The 17,958-nt window shown below is 27.5% G+C and carries 15 protein-coding genes; 4 read left to right on the top strand and 11 right to left on the bottom strand.

Going from position 1 to position 17,958, the window contains the following annotated elements; all coding sequences use genetic code 11:
• The first annotated feature begins 482 nt into the window (after positions 1-482).
• Entirely contained in the window at positions 483-1,982 is a 1,500-nt protein-coding gene (gene zwf / locus BVAF_RS02235) for a glucose-6-phosphate dehydrogenase (RefSeq protein WP_013516764.1), read from the top strand.
• A gap of 780 nt (positions 1,983-2,762) precedes the next feature.
• Positions 2,763-2,972 carry a transcription antiterminator/RNA stability regulator CspE gene (gene cspE / locus BVAF_RS02230; RefSeq protein ID WP_013516763.1) on the top strand — a complete coding sequence of 70 codons (210 nt, stop codon included), beginning with the start codon at positions 2,763-2,765 and terminating at the stop codon, positions 2,970-2,972.
• Between the two features lie 250 nt (positions 2,973-3,222).
• Here cspE and BVAF_RS02225 read toward each other — a convergent pair whose 3' ends face one another.
• The 3 genes from BVAF_RS02225 to manX form a co-directional block, all read right to left on the bottom strand.
• Positions 3,223-4,110, bottom strand: coding sequence for a PTS mannose transporter subunit IID (locus BVAF_RS02225; RefSeq protein ID WP_013516762.1), 888 nt, complete (start codon positions 4,108-4,110; stop codon positions 3,223-3,225).
• Positions 4,111-4,122: 12 nt separating this feature from the next.
• Positions 4,123-4,932 (bottom strand): PTS mannose/fructose/sorbose transporter subunit IIC, encoded by an 810-nt coding sequence (locus BVAF_RS02220; protein WP_013516761.1) that lies wholly within the window; start codon positions 4,930-4,932, stop codon positions 4,123-4,125.
• A gap of 103 nt (positions 4,933-5,035) precedes the next feature.
• Complete coding sequence (manX, locus tag BVAF_RS02215; protein ID WP_013516760.1) at positions 5,036-6,010, bottom strand: PTS mannose transporter subunit IIAB; 975 nt, start codon at positions 6,008-6,010, stop codon at positions 5,036-5,038.
• A gap of 451 nt (positions 6,011-6,461) precedes the next feature.
• On the opposite strand from manX, the gene BVAF_RS02210 reads away from it, so the two are divergent.
• Positions 6,462-8,039 (top strand): TerC family protein, encoded by a 1,578-nt coding sequence (locus BVAF_RS02210; protein WP_013516759.1) that lies wholly within the window; start codon positions 6,462-6,464, stop codon positions 8,037-8,039.
• Between the two features lie 97 nt (positions 8,040-8,136).
• On the opposite strand, the gene pabB is transcribed toward BVAF_RS02210, so the two are convergent.
• Positions 8,137-9,519 carry an aminodeoxychorismate synthase component I gene (pabB, locus tag BVAF_RS02205; RefSeq protein WP_013516758.1) on the bottom strand — a complete coding sequence of 461 codons (1,383 nt, stop codon included), beginning with the start codon at positions 9,517-9,519 and terminating at the stop codon, positions 8,137-8,139.
• A gap of 318 nt (positions 9,520-9,837) precedes the next feature.
• Between pabB and tsaB the strand changes: the two genes are divergently transcribed.
• On the top strand, positions 9,838-10,509 hold the full coding sequence (gene tsaB / locus BVAF_RS02200; protein WP_013516757.1) for a tRNA (adenosine(37)-N6)-threonylcarbamoyltransferase complex dimerization subunit type 1 TsaB: 672 nt from the start codon (positions 9,838-9,840) through the stop codon (positions 10,507-10,509).
• Between the two features lie 91 nt (positions 10,510-10,600).
• Here tsaB and minE read toward each other — a convergent pair whose 3' ends face one another.
• The 7 genes from minE to xthA all read right to left on the bottom strand — a co-directional run bounded on the left by minE (position 10,601) and on the right by xthA (position 17,342).
• Positions 10,601-10,867, bottom strand: coding sequence for a cell division topological specificity factor MinE (gene minE, locus BVAF_RS02195; protein WP_013516756.1), 267 nt, complete (start codon positions 10,865-10,867; stop codon positions 10,601-10,603).
• A gap of 6 nt (positions 10,868-10,873) precedes the next feature.
• Positions 10,874-11,698 carry a septum site-determining protein MinD gene (minD, locus tag BVAF_RS02190; RefSeq protein ID WP_013516755.1) on the bottom strand — a complete coding sequence of 275 codons (825 nt, stop codon included), beginning with the start codon at positions 11,696-11,698 and terminating at the stop codon, positions 10,874-10,876.
• A gap of 11 nt (positions 11,699-11,709) precedes the next feature.
• Positions 11,710-12,420, bottom strand: a complete 711-nt coding sequence (minC, locus tag BVAF_RS02185; RefSeq protein WP_013516754.1) for a septum site-determining protein MinC — start codon at positions 12,418-12,420, stop codon at positions 11,710-11,712.
• A 118-nt stretch (positions 12,421-12,538) separates the two neighbouring features.
• Positions 12,539-13,072 carry a disulfide bond formation protein DsbB gene (gene dsbB / locus BVAF_RS02180; RefSeq protein WP_013516753.1) on the bottom strand — a complete coding sequence of 178 codons (534 nt, stop codon included), beginning with the start codon at positions 13,070-13,072 and terminating at the stop codon, positions 12,539-12,541.
• A 235-nt stretch (positions 13,073-13,307) separates the two neighbouring features.
• A complete protein-coding gene (gene gap / locus BVAF_RS02175) occupies positions 13,308-14,318 on the bottom strand; it encodes a type I glyceraldehyde-3-phosphate dehydrogenase (RefSeq protein WP_013516752.1) in 1,011 nt (336 codons plus the stop codon).
• Positions 14,319-14,558: 240 nt separating this feature from the next.
• Positions 14,559-16,418: a signal peptide peptidase SppA gene (sppA, locus tag BVAF_RS02170; RefSeq protein ID WP_013516751.1), complete on the bottom strand. Its 1,860-nt coding sequence runs from the start codon at positions 16,416-16,418 to the stop codon at positions 14,559-14,561.
• 99 nt (positions 16,419-16,517) lie between these two features.
• Positions 16,518-17,342: an exodeoxyribonuclease III gene (xthA, locus tag BVAF_RS02165; protein WP_013516750.1), complete on the bottom strand. Its 825-nt coding sequence runs from the start codon at positions 17,340-17,342 to the stop codon at positions 16,518-16,520.
• Between the last annotated feature and the right edge of the window lie 616 nt (positions 17,343-17,958).

Below are 17,958 nucleotides of genomic sequence, written 5' to 3'. Positions count from 1 at the left end.
CAATAATGGAATTATTATATATAATATTTTATTATATGAGAATATTTTTTAATATACGAGTGTTTTGTTATTGTTATGATTATAATTATATCGGTGGTCATTGTGGCTTTATATAATTATATAGATATAATCTTGATTATTTACAGTAGGCTAAGCAAACAAGTGGGGTAGTTTTATTGAGTAATATTTTGTAATGTAATATATTAAAACTTTTAATTGAAAATAATTTTTTATAGTATTTTTTTTTGTAGGAAGATGTTATATATTGATGCAATATTAATGCATATGAATAATAATTTTTGTGGATTAAGTGATTACTATATATTGAATTAAGAGTGTTTGATTAGTAAATAATTTTTTTATTGAGATATACTATTTAAATAGTATAGATTTGATAGATAATTTGAGTATTAGAAGGATGATTGATATCTGTATAAATAGGTTATAATATTTTAATAGTGTTCTTTATATGAGGTAAAATATTGAATATTTCATTTGAAACGCCTGCAGAACATGCGTGTAATTTAATTATTTTTGGAGCTAAAGGGGATTTAGCTCGTAGAAAATTAATTCCTGCATTATATAAATTAGAAAAGATAGGATTTATTCATCCTGATACTTGTATATTAGGAGTGGGTAGGGCAGAATGGGATACCTTAAAATATGTTAAGGTTATACGTTCTGCATTAGAAATTTTTATGCGAGAAGAATCGATTGACGAAAATTTATGGAATCGTTTTTCTCGACGATTTGAATTTTGTAATTTAGATATTAATCATACAGAGCGTTTTGTTTTATTGATCAATAAATTAAAACGTTTGGATTTGTTAACAATAAATTATTTGGCTATGCCGCCGCATACTTTTGATAATATTTGTAAAGGATTAAGTTCAATAGGATTAAATAAAGAATTAAATAGAGTGGTCATAGAGAAACCATTGGGTATTGATTTAGATTCTGCTCGTGTTATTAATGCCAATGTATCAAAATATTTTTCTGAAACTCAAATCTATAGAATAGATCATTATTTAGGAAAAGAAGCTGTATTGAATTTATTAGTGCTGCGTTTTGCAAATTCTTTGTGTTTTTCTAACTGGAATAATAGCACTATTGATCATATACAAATTACAGTAGCAGAGGAAGTAGGAATTGAAGGTCGTTGGGGATATTTTGATAAAATAGGCCAAATGAGAGATATGATACAAAGTCATTTATTACAAATTTTAACTATTGTAGCTATGTCTCCTCCGTCTTGTTTAAGCTCTGATTGTATTAGAGATGAAAAAGTTAAAATTTTACGTGCGTTGCGGATGGTTGATCCCTATAGAATACATGAGATTACAGTGCGAGGTCAATATGTCGCAGGTTTCATTGGAGGTAAACCGGTTCCAGGTTATTTAGAAGAAAAAGGAGCTAATCAAAATAGCACTACTGAAACTTTTGTATCTATTCGAGTAAATATAGATAGTTGGAGATGGTTTGGTGTTCCATTTTATTTAAGAACAGGGAAAAGATTATTTAAGCAATATTCTGAGATTGTTATATATTTTAAAAAACCAGTGTTGAACTTGTTTTCAGACTTATGTTCATGTTTGCCTAATAATAAATTAATTATTAGATTACAACCAAATGAAGGTATAGATATGCAGATTCTTAGTAAAGTCCCTGGGTTGGGGAATAAAAATCGTTTAAAACCTGTTAATATGAATTTGTATTTCAATAAAATTTTTTCTAAAGAGTATGTTTCTGATGCATATGAACGATTATTATTGGAAGTTATGCGAGGTATTCAAGTTTTATTTGTGCATTATGATGAAGTAGAAGGTTCTTGGAAGTGGGTTGACTCTATTGTTAAAGCATGGGAGGAGCAATCAAGTAATAGTATTTTAAATGTGTATCAAGCTGGAACTTGGGGTCCTAGTGAGTCTACCGCTATGATGCTTAAAGATAATCGTAGTTGGAATGAATATATAAGTTATTAGTATTTTTTATATATATACATTAATGAGTGATATATATTTATATTCATATATATGAATACTGTATTAATAATATTTCTCTTTGAGAAGAGTAGATTTAATTTATTTAAATATTTTTAAAGTATGTATTAATTTAAAAATTATATTAGGATGTATAGGGTTTTGATCGTTGTATTGGTTTAAATATTTAAAATATTATTTTTTGGGTAAGGGAAAAATAAAGTAGTAGATTATATATGTAAAGAATGATATACAAATTATAAATTTGTATATGGTATTGTATTAGTTGATAAGTCTGAAAGATTGATTGTTGAATTTTAATGAATAAACATATATGTTTAAAGAGTAGTGATAGATTAATGGGTTATTAAAAATTTTTTGAAAATAATTGTACTTAGTTAATATATAAAAATATATTAAAATTTTTATTATATATGTTATGTTATTATATTGTCAAAGTATCTAATTTTACAGATATATTTTTTTGATTCATAATATTATTTTTTAAAATACGTATAAAAAAAATTGATAATGAGTATTTTTCTGTTATCATGAAAGGTCAGTTAGTTTTTATTATAAAGTTGATAGGATCAATGTATATTAGAGAATTATAGAATATTTTAGGTAATTTGGTATATATTGAATATAAGTGTAGTTTGATAGTTTAGTGAGGAGAGAATTTATTATTAATAATTTAGATTATATTGTGTGATATTGTACAATTGGTAGATTTAATATTTAAAAATTTTATTTTAGGTAAAACGTTTAAAGGAAATATGTAAGATGGCGAAAATTAAAGGTCAAGTAAAATGGTTTAATGAATCTAAAGGGTTTGGTTTTATTACACCTTCTGATGGAAGTAAAGATGTGTTTGTTCATTTTTCTGCAATTCAAGGAAATGGGTTTAAGACCTTATCTGAAGGTCAAAATGTTGAATTTGAAATTCAAGATGGGCATAAAGGACCTTCCGCGGTTAATGTAACAACTATATAAAATTTTGGAATTTTTTATTATAAATTATTTATTTTTAGGTTTTATTAAAGAGTTTAAGGGTCCTTGTAAGTAAGGATGTTTAGTTTGTCTATTATATAAAATATTTTATTTATATAAAAAAGAAAAATTTCTGAGAGTTATTTTTGAAGATAGAGTTTTAGTAGTTTGTTAGAATAGGATAAAAATAAAAAAAGAGTGTTTCATATTAAGCATATCAGGGCACTGGATGGGCCTGTTGAGCTAGTGTACACTAGCTCAACAGGCCCATCCAGTGCCCTGATATGCTTAATATGAAAAAACCTACAATAATCCATAAAGCATTTATCTTTTTGTTGAGTAGCCACATACATGCGAAAGTGAGTAATAAAGGCACAAATCCAGGCATAAGCTGATCTAAAATATTTTGAACAGTGGTGATGGTAGTGTTTCCTTCGTTATCCGTAATACTTGATAAAACGAATGGAATATTAACATGAGTCCATTTATTAACTAGTGCTCCCATTACAAATAAACCTAGAATTGAAGAACCTTCTGTTAATTTTTTTAATAACCCTCCTTTTCCTATATCTTTTACAATACTAATGCCTTTTTTATATCCATATATTATACCGTAGTAACGCGTTATTAATCTAGTTGTATTAAAAAAAATAAAAAATATACATGGTCCTAATAGATTGCCAGTCATTGCTATTCCCGCTCCTAATGCTGCAAATACTGGTCTAATAGTACCCCAAAATATTGGATCTCCTACTCCAGCTAAAGGTCCCATTAATCCTACTTTTAGTCCATTAATGGATGCGTCATCAATGGCTGTAGCTCCATTAGCTTTTTCTTCTTCCATAGCCATAGTAATTCCTAAAATAGGCGCAGCAACATAAGGATGTGTGTTAAAAAATTCTAGATGTCTTTTAATCGCTTCTTTTTGTTCTTTACTATTATTTAAATATAAACGCCGAATTACTGGAATCATGGCAAAACAAAATCCTAATGCTTGCATGCGTTCAAAATTCCAAGATCCTTGAAAAAAATTAGAACGAATAAAAACAGATCTAATATCTTTTTTAGTTAGTTGAATTATTTGTTTTTTATTTTTGTTATTATAATTGTCATTATTATTATGAGCAGCATTATTTATCATTGTGATCACCTATTAATCTAATTCATTATCGAGTTTATTTTCTGTACTTAAAGTTGAATAAGGATATTTTTTTTGTTCTGTTTTTTGATGGGTTGAAGATAATTGAATATATAAGATAGCTATAATAATTCCTAAAGCCCCTAATGCTACTAAATTAAAGTTAGTAAAAGCTGTAATAACAAATCCTAAATAAAAAAATGGCATTAAATATCCAGCTCTCATCATATTGATGACCATAGCGTATCCTACAACAACAATCATTCCTCCCGCAATGTTTAATCCGTTTGTGATAATTTCGGGAATCGAATTTAATATTCGGTGAATTACTTCAGTGCCCATAGAAATACTGACAATAGTTGCAGGAACTGCAATGCGCATAGCTTGCAATATTAAAGCTGTTATATGAATTAAGCTCAATGCTGTTAAGTTACAACGTTCTGCTACAGTATCTGCAGCGTGTTGAAATGCAACAGTAATAGTTCGTACAATTATAGTTAATACTTGTCCTGCTGCGGCTAATGGAATTGCTAAAGCAATGCCTGCTCCAATAGGTTGTTTTCCTGCAATGACTAATATGGTAGAAATAATAGCAGCTAATGCTGCATCAGGGGCTACTGCAGCTCCTATATTCATCCATCCTAAAGCTATCATTTCTAATGTTCCACCAATGATGATTCCAGTTTTTATATCTCCTAAAATTAATCCTACGATAGTACATGCTATCAAAGGTCTATGACATTGAAACTCATCAAGTATTGAAGCCATTCCAACAATACAAGAAGTAAAGAATAGCAGAATAATTTGAAATGTATTGATTTCCATAAATCATCCTTTTTATGTTATAAAAGATTAGAAATAAAAACATCAACGATAAGATTTGATGTGTAATTACAATGTATAAATTATATATCTTTAAAATATTTAATTAAGTAATGTTTTCTATTAATTTTATTAAATTGATTGGTGAATCTGATGGTACTTTACGTATTTCTAAGTGAATACCAAGTTGATCAAGTTTTTTAAAAGCTTTGATATCTATTGAATTTACTGATACAGCGTTATGAATTTGTTGTTTTCCTGTGCTAAAGGACATACCTCCAACATTTACAGATTTAATAGGAACGCTTCCTCCTTCAATTAATCGAACTACGTCTGTGGGGTTGGAAAATAACATTATTATTTTATCTTTTGCATATTTAGGATTATTATATACTCGTATAGCTTTATTAACACTTATGACATGAGCAGTAATTCCAGGAGGAGTAACTTGAGTAAGTAGATCTTTTCTTATTTCATCAGTAGCAATCTCGTCATTTACTACAATAATACGATTGATTTTATATTCCTTAGCCCATCGCGTTACTACTTGTCCATGAATTAGTCTATCGTCGATACGAATTAAGCATATAGTCATATTATTTTTATCATTTTTATTAAAATGTTTATTATGTTGATTAGTAGATATAGAAGTTTTTTTTAAATTTTTTGTATCAGGGCTAAATAATGAGTTTTTTACTGCTTTTATACTTTCTGATCCAGATTGTAATGCAATATGTACTAATTTTTTTATTGTATGAGTATGTTCTCTAGCTATAAATACTTCTATTAACATAGGAATATTCATTCCAGTAATAATATCATAATTTTTGTGATTTAATATTAATTGTTGAGCTGCATTAAATGGAGTGCCTCCCCAAATATCGGTTAAAAATAATACTCCTGAATTAATATCCAGATTGGATAATTGTGTGTTATATTTTTCAATTAAAGTATCAGTGTTTTCAGAAGGGAGTAAGTTAATCCAAGCAACATTTTCTTGTTTGCCTACAATCATTTCTGTAGTATGGAGTAATTTTTCAGAGACAGATCCGTGAGCACTGAGTATAACTGCGATAGTCACTATATTTTTCTCCGTTAATTGAATGTTATAATTTTATTTTTTCTATTTTTCGAAATCTCAATTATGTTTTTATTTTTTTAAATATGTACACTTATTCTAAGTAAATAATTTTTATTTGAATAACAAATCATTATACTATTTTTTTTATTATAATGATATATTATATATATAATATAAACGTTAGATTTATTATAGTAATTATAAATATATGAATACCTATTGTGATAAAAATTTTATTAACGTAAAATTAACAATGTTTATTTTATCAATTTCATATTTTTGTTTAATATGAACAATCTTCCTATCCTATTATAAGACTAGTATATTATTCAGTGATATATAATTTTATTTTTCGTAATTCCTGTATGAAGTAGGTCATACGGTATATTTTGCTTTTAGCATAAATATGCTTATGCATGATTTGCATTTGATATTGTGAATAAGGATTGTCATGGAATTTTTAACAGATTTATCAATGTGGGCAGGATTTTTAACTTTAGTCGTTTTAGAGGTGATACTCGGAATTGATAATTTAGTATTTATTGCTATTTTAGCAGATAAATTGCCGAAAAATCAACGCGAACATGTTTGTATTGTTGGATTAACATTAGCATTAATTATGCGTATAACATTATTATCTTTAGTTTCATGGATTGCAACTTTAACACAGCCATTATTTAAGGTTATTGCTTTTTCTTTTTCTGGTCGGGACTTAATTTTATTATTCGGGGGATTTTTTCTTTTATTTAAAGCGACTACGGAATTACATCAACAATTAGAGCATAAAATGCATAGTCGACATTCTGAACGTGGATATGCTAGTTTTTGGATTGTAGTGATACAAATCATAGTATTTGATGCGATTTTTTCTCTTGATGCGGTAATAACAGCTGTTGGCACAGTAGATCGTTTATCGGTGATGATTATAGCGGTTATTGTTTCAGTAATTATAATGTTGTCAATGTCTCGTTTATTAATAAATTTTGTTAATAATCACCAAACTGTAATAGTATTGTGTTTAAGTTTTTTGCTGATTATTGGGCTTAGCTTAATGGCTGAAGGAATAGGATTTTATATTCCCAAAGGGTATTTATATGCTGCTATCGGTTTTTCTGTATTGATTGAATTATTGAATCAGATTGCTTATTGTAATTTTATGAAAAATCAATCTAATAAATCTATGCGGGAACGCACGGCTGAAGCAATAATGAAATTAATGGGAGGTAGTTCTTCTGCATCACAATGGGATTTTTCAGAAAAAAAATCTTCAACCTTTCCGCTAAAAACTCAATTTGCTGAAGAAGAACGTCATATGATCACAGGGGTATTATCATTAGCTTCACGTTCTTTACGTAGTATAATGACTCCTCGTAATGAAATTACATGGTTAGATTCTCAAAAATCGACACAAGAGTTATATTCAGTTTTAACAAATACTCCTCATAATATGTTTCCGGTCTGTGATGGAGAATTGGATCAATTAATAGGAATTGTGCGGGCTAAGGATTTAATGGCATCTATTTCTAAAGGGAAACCAGTCGAAACATATGCTGCCAAAAATTTACCTGTTGTAGTGCCTGAAACATTGGATGTGTTAAATTTGTTAACGGAATTAAGACGAGCAAAAGGAAGTATGGTGATTGTATCCAATGAGTTTGGAGTTATTCAAGGATTAATTACTCCTGTAGACGTATTAGAAGCTATAGCTGGAGAATTTCCTGATGAAGATGAGACTCCTGAGATTAAAACAATTGATGAAAAAAGTTGGTTAGTGAAAGGTAGTACGGATTTGCATGCCTTACAACAGGCATTAAAAACATATAATTTGGCAGATATATGTGATCATGTCGCATCTTTAGCAGGATTGTTGCTATCTCGTTGTGACCATATACCAAAAGAAGGTGATATATTGATAATTAATGAGTGGAGATTTATTATTAAACAAATGATAGAATATCGTATTGAATTAGTAGAGGTAGAGCGTTTATATCGTGTAAACGATGTTTTTTATGAACCTAAAAATTTTTAATTATTATGTTGTATAATTGTATCACGTGTTAAAATTTATGATTTAGTAAAGATTATCAAGAATTTTGATTATACTCAATATGGTGGTTTGAAATTTTTTAATTTTGTTTTAATATAGGTATTAAAAGAGTTAGCATTTTATCTTGCATTTCTTGGTATTCTAGTTCTTGGTTACTATCAAAAATAATACCGTTACCAACAAAGCAAAAAAGATATTTTTTTTCAGATAATAAAGTTCTAATAATGATATTAGAATCCATATTTCCGCAGCAACTTAAATATCCAATACTTCCAGACCAAACACTACGGCGATGAGGTTCTAATTCTTCTATTAATTTCATAGCTTGAATTTTAGGAGCGCCTGTAATTGATCCTCCGGGGAAACATGCTTTTAATAAATCGCAAGCTGAGAAATTATCGGTGTCAAGTATCCCTATAATTGTGCTAACCATATGATGTATTTTAGAAAATGATTGAATATCAAATAATTTAGTAACATAAATGCTACCTGGGATAGATACTTTTCCTAAATCGTTTCGTAATAAATCGACAATCATTAAATTCTCTGATTGATTTTTGACAGATTGAAACAGTTTTAATTTTTGTTTTTTATCAGATTTTTTATTATTTAATTTGCATAATGTGCCTTTGATTGGTTGAGTTTTAATTTTTGATTTTTTTAATTGTATAAAACGCTCCGGTGAAAAACTTAATATGCTTGAATTATTAGGTAATCGAATAAATGCAGAAAATGGAACTTGATTGTAATTTAATAAATATCGAAATATTGCCCACTCATTTCCAATATAGGGAGCTAAGAATCGTTGAGCTAAACATATTTGATAACAATTTCCTGATATTAAATTTTTTTTGATAATTTGAATTTTTTTTAGGTATTCGGAGTAATCAATATTACTTTTCCATGGATTCAATAATTTAAATGATCCTGTATAGTGACTGCAATTATGATAGATGTGCTGTTTTTTTATCCAGGATAAAGTCATATCTGGGTGATCATGGGTTACTAAATAATTTTTAAATAATTTATGGTCTGAGATAATAGCCCATCTATATAAGCCTAGGGCCATATCTGGAAGGTAGATATCTTTTTTTGATAAATTTGGTAATTGTTCTATACGTCTAGCTAAATCATATCCGAATGTCCCTAAAAATCCGCCTTGAAATGGAATAGGATAATTATTATCTGATTGCAATTGATATGTTTGTATATATTTTTTTAATAATAAAAAAGGATCTTCTTTACTAATTTTATGAAATTTTTTAGATGAAATTGTAGTAATATCATTGTATGTAAGTAATGTTAACACGGGATTGGTTACTAGTATATCGTAACGGCCTTCGGAATGTTTATTTTCATAACCGGAATATAATAACATAGACCAAGGCGTATTGGATAATGATTCAAATAAATTTAGGGTAGCATTAGGATGGTAAGGTAATTCTATGAGATTAATTGTCATTTAATTTAATAATCCTTATAGGTGATTTGCTACGATGTGTGGTGTTCTAATGCATAGAAATCGAGTTTATACAATGAAAGTAAAATATATACTGGTATATTTATGTTCGTTATTGTAACATGTGTGTATATGTTTACGTGCATTGCTATTACTATATATGATACAAAATTTTATTTGAAGTTTTTTATTTAAAATTGTAAATATTTTATATGAATTATTATAATATATTGTGTAATTTACGTATTAATTTAATTATTTGATTTACGATAAGATATCCGTTGTTATTATGGTGTATCAAAATAAGTAGTAGGTTTTAATATGACTGTTCGAATTTTAGCGTTTAATACTGTTACTGAATTATGTTCAGTTGCGATTATGGTTGGTGAAAAAATATATGATTACAGTATTTTAGCTCCTCAATCTCATGATAAAAAAATTTTGTTTATTATTAATCAATTGTTAATTGACTCTGGAGTTTCATTAAAATCTCTTGATTGTATAGTGTTTGATCAAGGTCCAGGTAATTTTATTGGAGTAAGGATTGGAATAAGTGTCGCCCAAGGTTTAGCAGTAGGAGCAGATTTACCCCTAGTAGCAGTATCTTCTTTAGCAGTGCTTGCCCATAAAGCTTGGCGTATTTTTTGTATTAAAAATATTATAGCAATGATTGATGCTCGTATGAATAAATTATTTTGGGCACGTTATTTGTATAATGATTTTAATAATATTTGGATTCGTAAGGATGACGATGGCTTTATAACTTTGAGTGTTGCTCAAAATATAATAAGTAATACGTTGTCGGGAGAGTGGATGATTGTAGGAACAGGATGGAATAATCATCAACAATTACAGTGTTGTATTGATAAAAGTGATAAAATTATTTTAAAAAAAGTTATGTTACCTGAAGCACATGATATGTTACTATTAGGCATCAATTCTTGGAATATTAACAATATTCTTACTCCTGATCAAATCAGACCAATTTATTAATTTAAAATATTATTAATATGATGATTGCAACAATTAATTAATGCAGAATTGTATTAATACAATACACAATGAGTATTATGTAATGTTAAAGCTATATTTTTTTATTAGATAAAAGTATATTTACTTTTAAAACTGATGTGTTTTCGTCGTGTTTTTTTAATTTTATTGAAATTATTTGAGGTTTTTGAATATATTTATGAATTATTTCAAGTAATTCGTGTTTAAATTTTGGTAAAGAATTTAATTCAAATTTGTTTTTAATTCTATGTTCGTCGATAATAATGTGTAGTCTTTCTTTAGCAATATTAGCTGTACTTAATTTTTTTTTTCTTGTAAAAAAATTTATTAAAATAATCATTGGATTTTATCTCTTTTTAAAAAAACGTTTTAAAAATCCTTGTTTTTTTTCTTTGATAAACCGTAAGGGACAAGATTTTCCTAATAATCTATTTGTAGTATCTAAATAAGCTTGGCCTGCATAAGATAAATTATCTAAAATGATTGGTGTACCTTGGTTAGAAGCTTTTAATACTAATGAGTCTTCTGGAATTACTCCTAGTAATGGAATTCTGAGGATGTCAATTACATCTGTTAAATTTAGCATATTGCCTTGTTTGACTTTATTAGGGCTATATCGAGTAAGTAGTAAATGTTCTTTTATGTTTTCTGATGAATTTTCAGCTCGTTTGGATTTAGAAGATAGAATTCCTAAAATACGATCTGAATCATGTACTGAAGATATTTCAGGATTAGTTACGATAATTGCTTCATCAGCAAAATATAAGGCCATTAAAGCTCCACTGTCTATTCCTGCTGGAGAGTCGCATATGATGAAATCAAAATTCATTTTGTTAATTAGATGATTAAATATATTTTCTATTCCGATGCGGGTTAAGGCACTTTTATCCCGTGTTTGAGATGCAGGAAGTATATACAGGCAATTCGTATGTGTATGTTTGTCTTTGATTAATGCTTGGTTTAATGTAGCCTCTCCTTGAATTACATTAATAAAATCATAAACTACTCTACGTTCACAGCCCATAATTAAATCTAAATTACGCAATCCTATATCAAAATCAATGACAACAGTTTTGTGCCCATACATTGCCAAACCAGTAGCAATAGCTGCACTTGATGTTGTTTTACCTACTCCTCCTTTTCCTGATGTAATTACTATTATTCGAGTCATAATTAATTGTATTATACAATATGTTGAATAACAAGAGCATTGTTTTTTAAATAGAATCGGGCTGATTTTCCTAAAAATTCTTGCGGAATTTGATCGATTAACCAATAGTGTCCTCCTATTGATACAAGTTCTGGAGATAAGTTACTACAAAAAATTTGAGATTCTTCATGTCCTGAAGCTCCAGCTAATACTCTTCCTCGCATAGCCCCGTAAATATGAATATTGCCGTCAGAAATTATTTCAGCTCCAGAACTAACATTAGCAATAACAACTAAATCTCTATTACGAGCATAAATTTGTTGGCCGGAACGGATTGGGGTGTATATGATTTGAGTTTTAAAAGTTAGAACAGAATAATTATGGTACTCAACGATTTTAGAGTTATAATTTTTGTTGTAGTTTATAATATTTGTTCCTTTAGTTAGGATAGGTATCCTACTTTTAGTAATTGTTTTTTTTAATTGATTATTATAGCAACAACATACTCCCATAATAAGTAGTCCAACCTCAGATACTGTTTGATATAGCTTTAACCAATCAGAACTTTGATTAATATTAGCTACGTTAATAATAATTGGGGTATTAGTGGTAAAAAAATTTGGAGACTCTTTTATTTTTCTTATTAATGCTAAACGAATTTTGGGCATGCAGGTAGTATGTGCATGCATTACCAGTAGTGTAAAATTACTTCCTTGTAAATCAATAGAAATAACTTTTGACATGTTTATTAAACAGTATAAAGGATGAATTTAATATAACGTATTTTAATGGTATTCTCATTTTTCAATATGAATAATTTTTATAAATTTAAATATCAATATATTAATGATATAATTTATTTTACAAAATGTAGTGATGTTTATATATACGCATGAAATGCGCAATTATTATACATATTACTACAAATAAATAACTAATAAAAATTAGAAACATCCAATGATGTATGTTTAATAAAAAAAAATTCCAAGTATGTATAGAACAATCTTCTCCATTTGCTTTGAACATAATAGGTAACCATTTATTTAAAGGTAACCACTCAGGAAATGAAACAATTAGATCGCATGTAAAAAATGGAGATGAATATAAGATCGTTGTGATATGTTTTATGGAAAAATATAAGCCTTTATAAGCACTGTATGTCCATATAATTATGGCAATAACTCGAAATAAAAAACGATTAGGAGAAATTAAAGCAATAATTCCTGATATTGCTATTCCTATCAGAGCGCATCTTTGATATATACATAATACACAAGGTTTTAGCATTAAAAAATATTGTTCGAACAAAGCTACACTTATTAGCCCTATGATACTATATATTAAAGTAATCCAACATTTTCTTGATTTAGAATAAATGTAAAAATTATAAAGCATAATATTTATTTTAAGAACTAAAATATAATGATAGCAATTAGATTGCTTTTAAAGCATATATAAATTAAATCATTTTTAATAAAAAATATGAATATTATTAGATTATCATATTTTTAATTTTTATATCAACTTAATTCGTTGGTAGGTACGAGATAAATGCCCAATTTTTTTCAAAAACAGCATGCCCCTTTCTCATAAAGGGGGAGGGGGATGTTATTCACCAATAACCTATTTATTAATGGTTAATTTGATATTTCATAATGTACACGCTTAAATCTAATACTTTGTTAGAATAGCCTGTTTCGTTATCGTACCAAGATATAAGTTTAATAAAATGATTATTTAATAACATACTAGCTTTAGCATCGAAAATGGAAGTTAATTTTTCTCCATTGAAATCACTCGATACTACATTTTCATCAATATACCCTATAATATTTTTAAAGTTATTTTCGGAAGCAAATTTAATTGCATCACAAATGTTATTATAAGATACAGATTTTTTTAAACGTACAGTTAAGTCTATTACAGATACATTCGATGTAGGGACTCTAAATGCCATTCCAGTTAATTTTCCATCTAATTCTTTTATTATTTTTCCTAAAGCTTGTGCTGCTCCTGTAGAGGATGGAATAATATTTTGATAAGCTCCTCGACCACTTCTCCAATCTTTATATACTGGGGAATCTACTGTTTTTTGAGTTGAAGTAACAGAATGAATAGTAGTCATAAAACCTTCAATAATACCAAAATTATCATGTATTACCTTGGCTATCGGAGCTAAGCAATTAGTAGTACAAGATGCATTAGAAAGTATTGCATCTCCTTGATACAGATGATTATTTACTCCCATAACAAACATTGGAATATTGTCCTTAGGAGGAGCTGTTAATATTACTTTTTTTGCACCAGCTTGTATATGGTTTTGTGCATCTGTTTTAGTTAAAAAAATACCTGTAGATTCAATAACAACGTCAACTTTAAATTTTTTCCAGTGCAAATTTATTGGGTTTTTTTCAGAAGTATAATATACAATTTTATCATTTATTAAGAGATAATCGTTAAATGATTTGATATCTCCATTGAATTTGCCATGAGTGGAATCATACTTCAACATATATTTGATGTGTTCAATATCTAATACGTCGTTGATAGCTACAATATTTACGTCTTCGCGTTCTTGTGCAGCTCTAAAAACTATACGACCTATTCTACCAAATCCATTAATGCCAATTTTAGTAATCATATGTATTCATACTCCTTTTTTAATTTTTATATTTAATTTTAAATACCAATATGTTTCTTAATTATCAAGTTTTAAGATTATTGCACATATTGTTATGTTTGGTATAAATTAAATTATCATGCATGATATTAGTTCATTATTCTTTATAATAATTTTAAGAATAGAAAAAATTTGTGTTTTCTTATCTATACAATCATATTTATTTTTTATAGATATGACTGTATTACAGTATATAATAGTTTAGTGATAACTTACATAATTACAGCAAATAGCATAACAGTTTTTTGGATCGTTCCATGTAAAATGATTATCTGCAGTGTAATGGATTTTAATAAATTTTTCAAGATTATTAAGGACAATATAATGATTTAATAAATTTGTGATTGCATAAAAAACAATTTTATTTGTTTGTTGTATTATGATATTTATCCAATTTATTTTATCTTCGTGCCAATTTAATTGATATTCTGTTAAATGAGCTAACTCTGCTGCTTTATTGATTGCATCGTCAAAATCCCCAATTTTATCTATTAAACCATTTTTAATTGCATCATATCCGAGCCATATATGTCCTTGAGCTACGCGATCTATATCGGTTATTGTTTTGCAACGGAATTTAGCTACAGTTTTTATGAAGTATTGATAACTTGTGTTAACATATAATTGCATCATGTTTTTAAATTCATTAGGTAAGGCTTTAGCAATAGAAAGATTTGCTACAGGGGAAGTATTTACTTCGTCACTATGAACTCCGATAGTATCGAGAGAATCTTCAAATGTATTAATAATACCAAATACACCTATAGATCCAGTAAGAGTACTATTACTTGCAATAATGAAGTTAGCTGGAGTTGAAATCCAGTATCCTCCGGATGCTGCTATATTTCCCATGGAAACAATAATTGGTTTTCCAGAGTTTCTAGTAGCTATTATTTCTTGTCTAATTAATTCCGATGCGTGCACACTCCCGCCGGGACTGTTTACTCTTAAAATTATTGCTTTTATTTTAGGATTAAATCGTGCATTACGAATTTTTCTAACTATTGTGTCTCCTCCTGTTGAACCAGCTATATCATTGTTCCCGTGTATAATAGTTCCTTGAATGCAAATTATTGCTATTTGATTATTATTATTTTTTGTAATAGGGGGTTTAAGATTGTAGTCATATATACTGATTGAATTGAATGAAGTATTATTTTTGTTTGTTCCAAATGTTTTTTTCATTGTGTTTTCAATGTCAGAGTAAGATGAAATTTCATCTACCCACTTTTTTTGTAATGCGTAATAGGCTGTATCTCCTTGCATTTCATATAATTCATCTATAATTTTATTTATTCCTGGAAAAATTTGTTGTGTTGTTATATTTCGATTTAGAGAAATGATTTTTAGATATTGATCCCATAGTTGATGTATCCATATATTTTCTTCATCGCGTACTTGAGGGGACATATTATCTCGAGTAAATGGTTCAATAGCTGATTTATAAGAACCAACTCGAAAAACATGTGTATTGATTTTTAAGTTTTTTAATAATGATTGATAATATAGTTTATGAGTCGAAATTCCTCGTAAATTTACTTCACCCTGTGGTGTAATATAAATTTTGTTTGCGTAACTAGCAAGAAGATACTGAATTTGATCGTAGTGATCAGAAATAGCGTAAATAGGTTTACCAGTGTTTTTAAATTCATATAATGCTTTGCCAATATATTCTAATGATGATTGACTACCCCCCGAAAAATTTTTTAATAATAAAATTAATCCTGTAATATTTGTATCATTTTTTGCTTGTCTTAAAATATGTATGATTTCAAACAATGAATTTTCTTGTATGTGAGATTGATTTATGTTGAATAGTTGTTTACTAAATTTTTGAAATTTTGTATATGTTGTTGGTTTATCGACAATGATTCCAGTTAAATTTAATATTAAAGCAGAAGGGGATGTAGTGTTTTTGGTGTTTTTTATATGAAAATATATACTTATTCCTATAATTATGAAAATTAACAAAAGTATATTTAATATGGTTATTCGTATTATGTTTAATACATTTATACCAGATTTAAATATTTTGCAGATAAGGTTCCATGCAATTTTCATAATTACCCCAATTATAATAATTTAATTAAATAATAATTATTGTAAGTACAACAATCGATATTGTATAGATAAATATTATTTTTATTTGTTTTATTTATTTCATTTAGTAGAAACATCATATTCAATGTCAAGGTCTACCCATATTGGAGCATGATCAGAAGGGTGGGTCATATTACGAATGTCGTAATTAATGCCACTACATGTACATAAATGAGCTAATGGTTGAGTTACTAATACTAAATCAATACGTAAACCTCTGTTGTTTTTAAATCCATTAGATTGATAGCTAAACCAAGAATAACGGTTGTTTTGGTATGGATATTTAGATCGATAAATATCTATTAAACCCCAGTTCATTAAATCGGTTATCCATTGTCTTTCTTCTGGAAGAAAAGCGCATTTACCCATTTTTATCCATCGGTCTGTATTTTTTTTGCCAATACCAACATCTAAATCAGTAGGACTTATATTCATATCTCCCATTATTAACAATAATGACTCATTACTGTAGTTATTTTGTATATAATTTTTTAAATTTTGATAAAACTGTTTTTTATAGATAAATTTTTCAGATTGATTGTTTTCGCCCTGTGGAAAGTATCCATTTATTACTGTTAGAGATCCTATCGATGTTGTAATTTGAGCTGTAATTATTCTTTTTTGGTATGGACAGGGATTCAACGGAAATCCTCGAGTTACAATTAATGGTAATTTTTTTAGGAATAATGCTACTCCATGATATTGTTTTTGGCCATCATAGTATACGTGATAACCATATTTTTTTATTTTTTTTATAGGAAATAAATCATTATGAACTTTAGTTTCTTGTAATCCAAGAACATCAGGTTGTAGTTTATTTATAAGTTGATCAAGTTGATGTGTTCGAGCTCTCAATCCATTAATGTTAAAAGAAACGAATCGCATATGTATTAAAATTTATATTTTTATATTTGTTTGTTAATTTATATGTTTTTGTGTTACTAAGTAAATATTTAATAATAATGTTGCATTAATAAGATGTGTATGTATCGTTATAAGAATAAAAGTAAACAAAGTCTATAATTTGAGCAAATCTAATATGAACTATTTATGCATATATTTAATAGTATACACGAATTATTTTAGTTAATGTAATAAAATGTGTAAAAATTTTCTTTATTTTATCGTAATAATCAGTATATTTTGTGTTTGAGATAAATAAATTTATAATTTATGTTATTGAAATTGTTCGAATATTATTTAATATTATTATTAACAAAATTGGTTTGTATGAGTAAATATATAAGTCTAGTATTTTATATTAATTATTTTATTGATGAAATTTAATCCACTGTGCTTGTTATTATGGTAAAGATTTTTAAAATTTTTTAAAAAATACAATAAAGAAAATTTAGTTTCTATAATTATCATTGGTATGTTGTGTTATTTATTTAGATTGTAATTTTTAATTTTGTCATATAAATTGATTATGAGTGTTAATAGAAAATTTTTTAGATTTTTTTATCTATAATAAAGCAATAATTATTTATAATGAATGACC

The sequence above is a fragment of the Candidatus Blochmanniella vafra str. BVAF genome (genome assembly GCF_000185985.2).
Taxonomy (GTDB): domain Bacteria; phylum Pseudomonadota; class Gammaproteobacteria; order Enterobacterales; family Enterobacteriaceae; genus Blochmanniella; species Blochmanniella vafra.
Note: the sequence above shows the minus strand (reverse complement) of the source record. Positions and strands in the feature narration are given on the sequence as shown.

Coding starts and splice junctions, on each gene's coding strand:
- cspE (WP_013516763.1), top strand. CDS start 2,763: ATGGCGAAAATTAAAGGTCAAGTAAAATGGTTTAATGAATCTAAAGGG.
- BVAF_RS02225 (WP_013516762.1), bottom strand. CDS start 4,110: ATGATAAATAATGCTGCTCATAATAATAATGACAATTATAATAACAAA.
- BVAF_RS02220 (WP_013516761.1), bottom strand. CDS start 4,932: ATGGAAATCAATACATTTCAAATTATTCTGCTATTCTTTACTTCTTGT.
- BVAF_RS02210 (WP_013516759.1), top strand. CDS start 6,462: ATGGAATTTTTAACAGATTTATCAATGTGGGCAGGATTTTTAACTTTA.
- pabB (WP_013516758.1), bottom strand. CDS start 9,519: ATGACAATTAATCTCATAGAATTACCTTACCATCCTAATGCTACCCTA.
- tsaB (WP_013516757.1), top strand. CDS start 9,838: ATGACTGTTCGAATTTTAGCGTTTAATACTGTTACTGAATTATGTTCA.
- minE (WP_013516756.1), bottom strand. CDS start 10,867: ATGATTATTTTAATAAATTTTTTTACAAGAAAAAAAAAATTAAGTACA.
- minD (WP_013516755.1), bottom strand. CDS start 11,698: ATGACTCGAATAATAGTAATTACATCAGGAAAAGGAGGAGTAGGTAAA.
- minC (WP_013516754.1), bottom strand. CDS start 12,420: ATGTCAAAAGTTATTTCTATTGATTTACAAGGAAGTAATTTTACACTA.
- dsbB (WP_013516753.1), bottom strand. CDS start 13,072: ATGCTTTATAATTTTTACATTTATTCTAAATCAAGAAAATGTTGGATT.
- gap (WP_013516752.1), bottom strand. CDS start 14,318: ATGATTACTAAAATTGGCATTAATGGATTTGGTAGAATAGGTCGTATA.
- sppA (WP_013516751.1), bottom strand. CDS start 16,418: ATGAAAATTGCATGGAACCTTATCTGCAAAATATTTAAATCTGGTATA.
- xthA (WP_013516750.1), bottom strand. CDS start 17,342: ATGCGATTCGTTTCTTTTAACATTAATGGATTGAGAGCTCGAACACAT.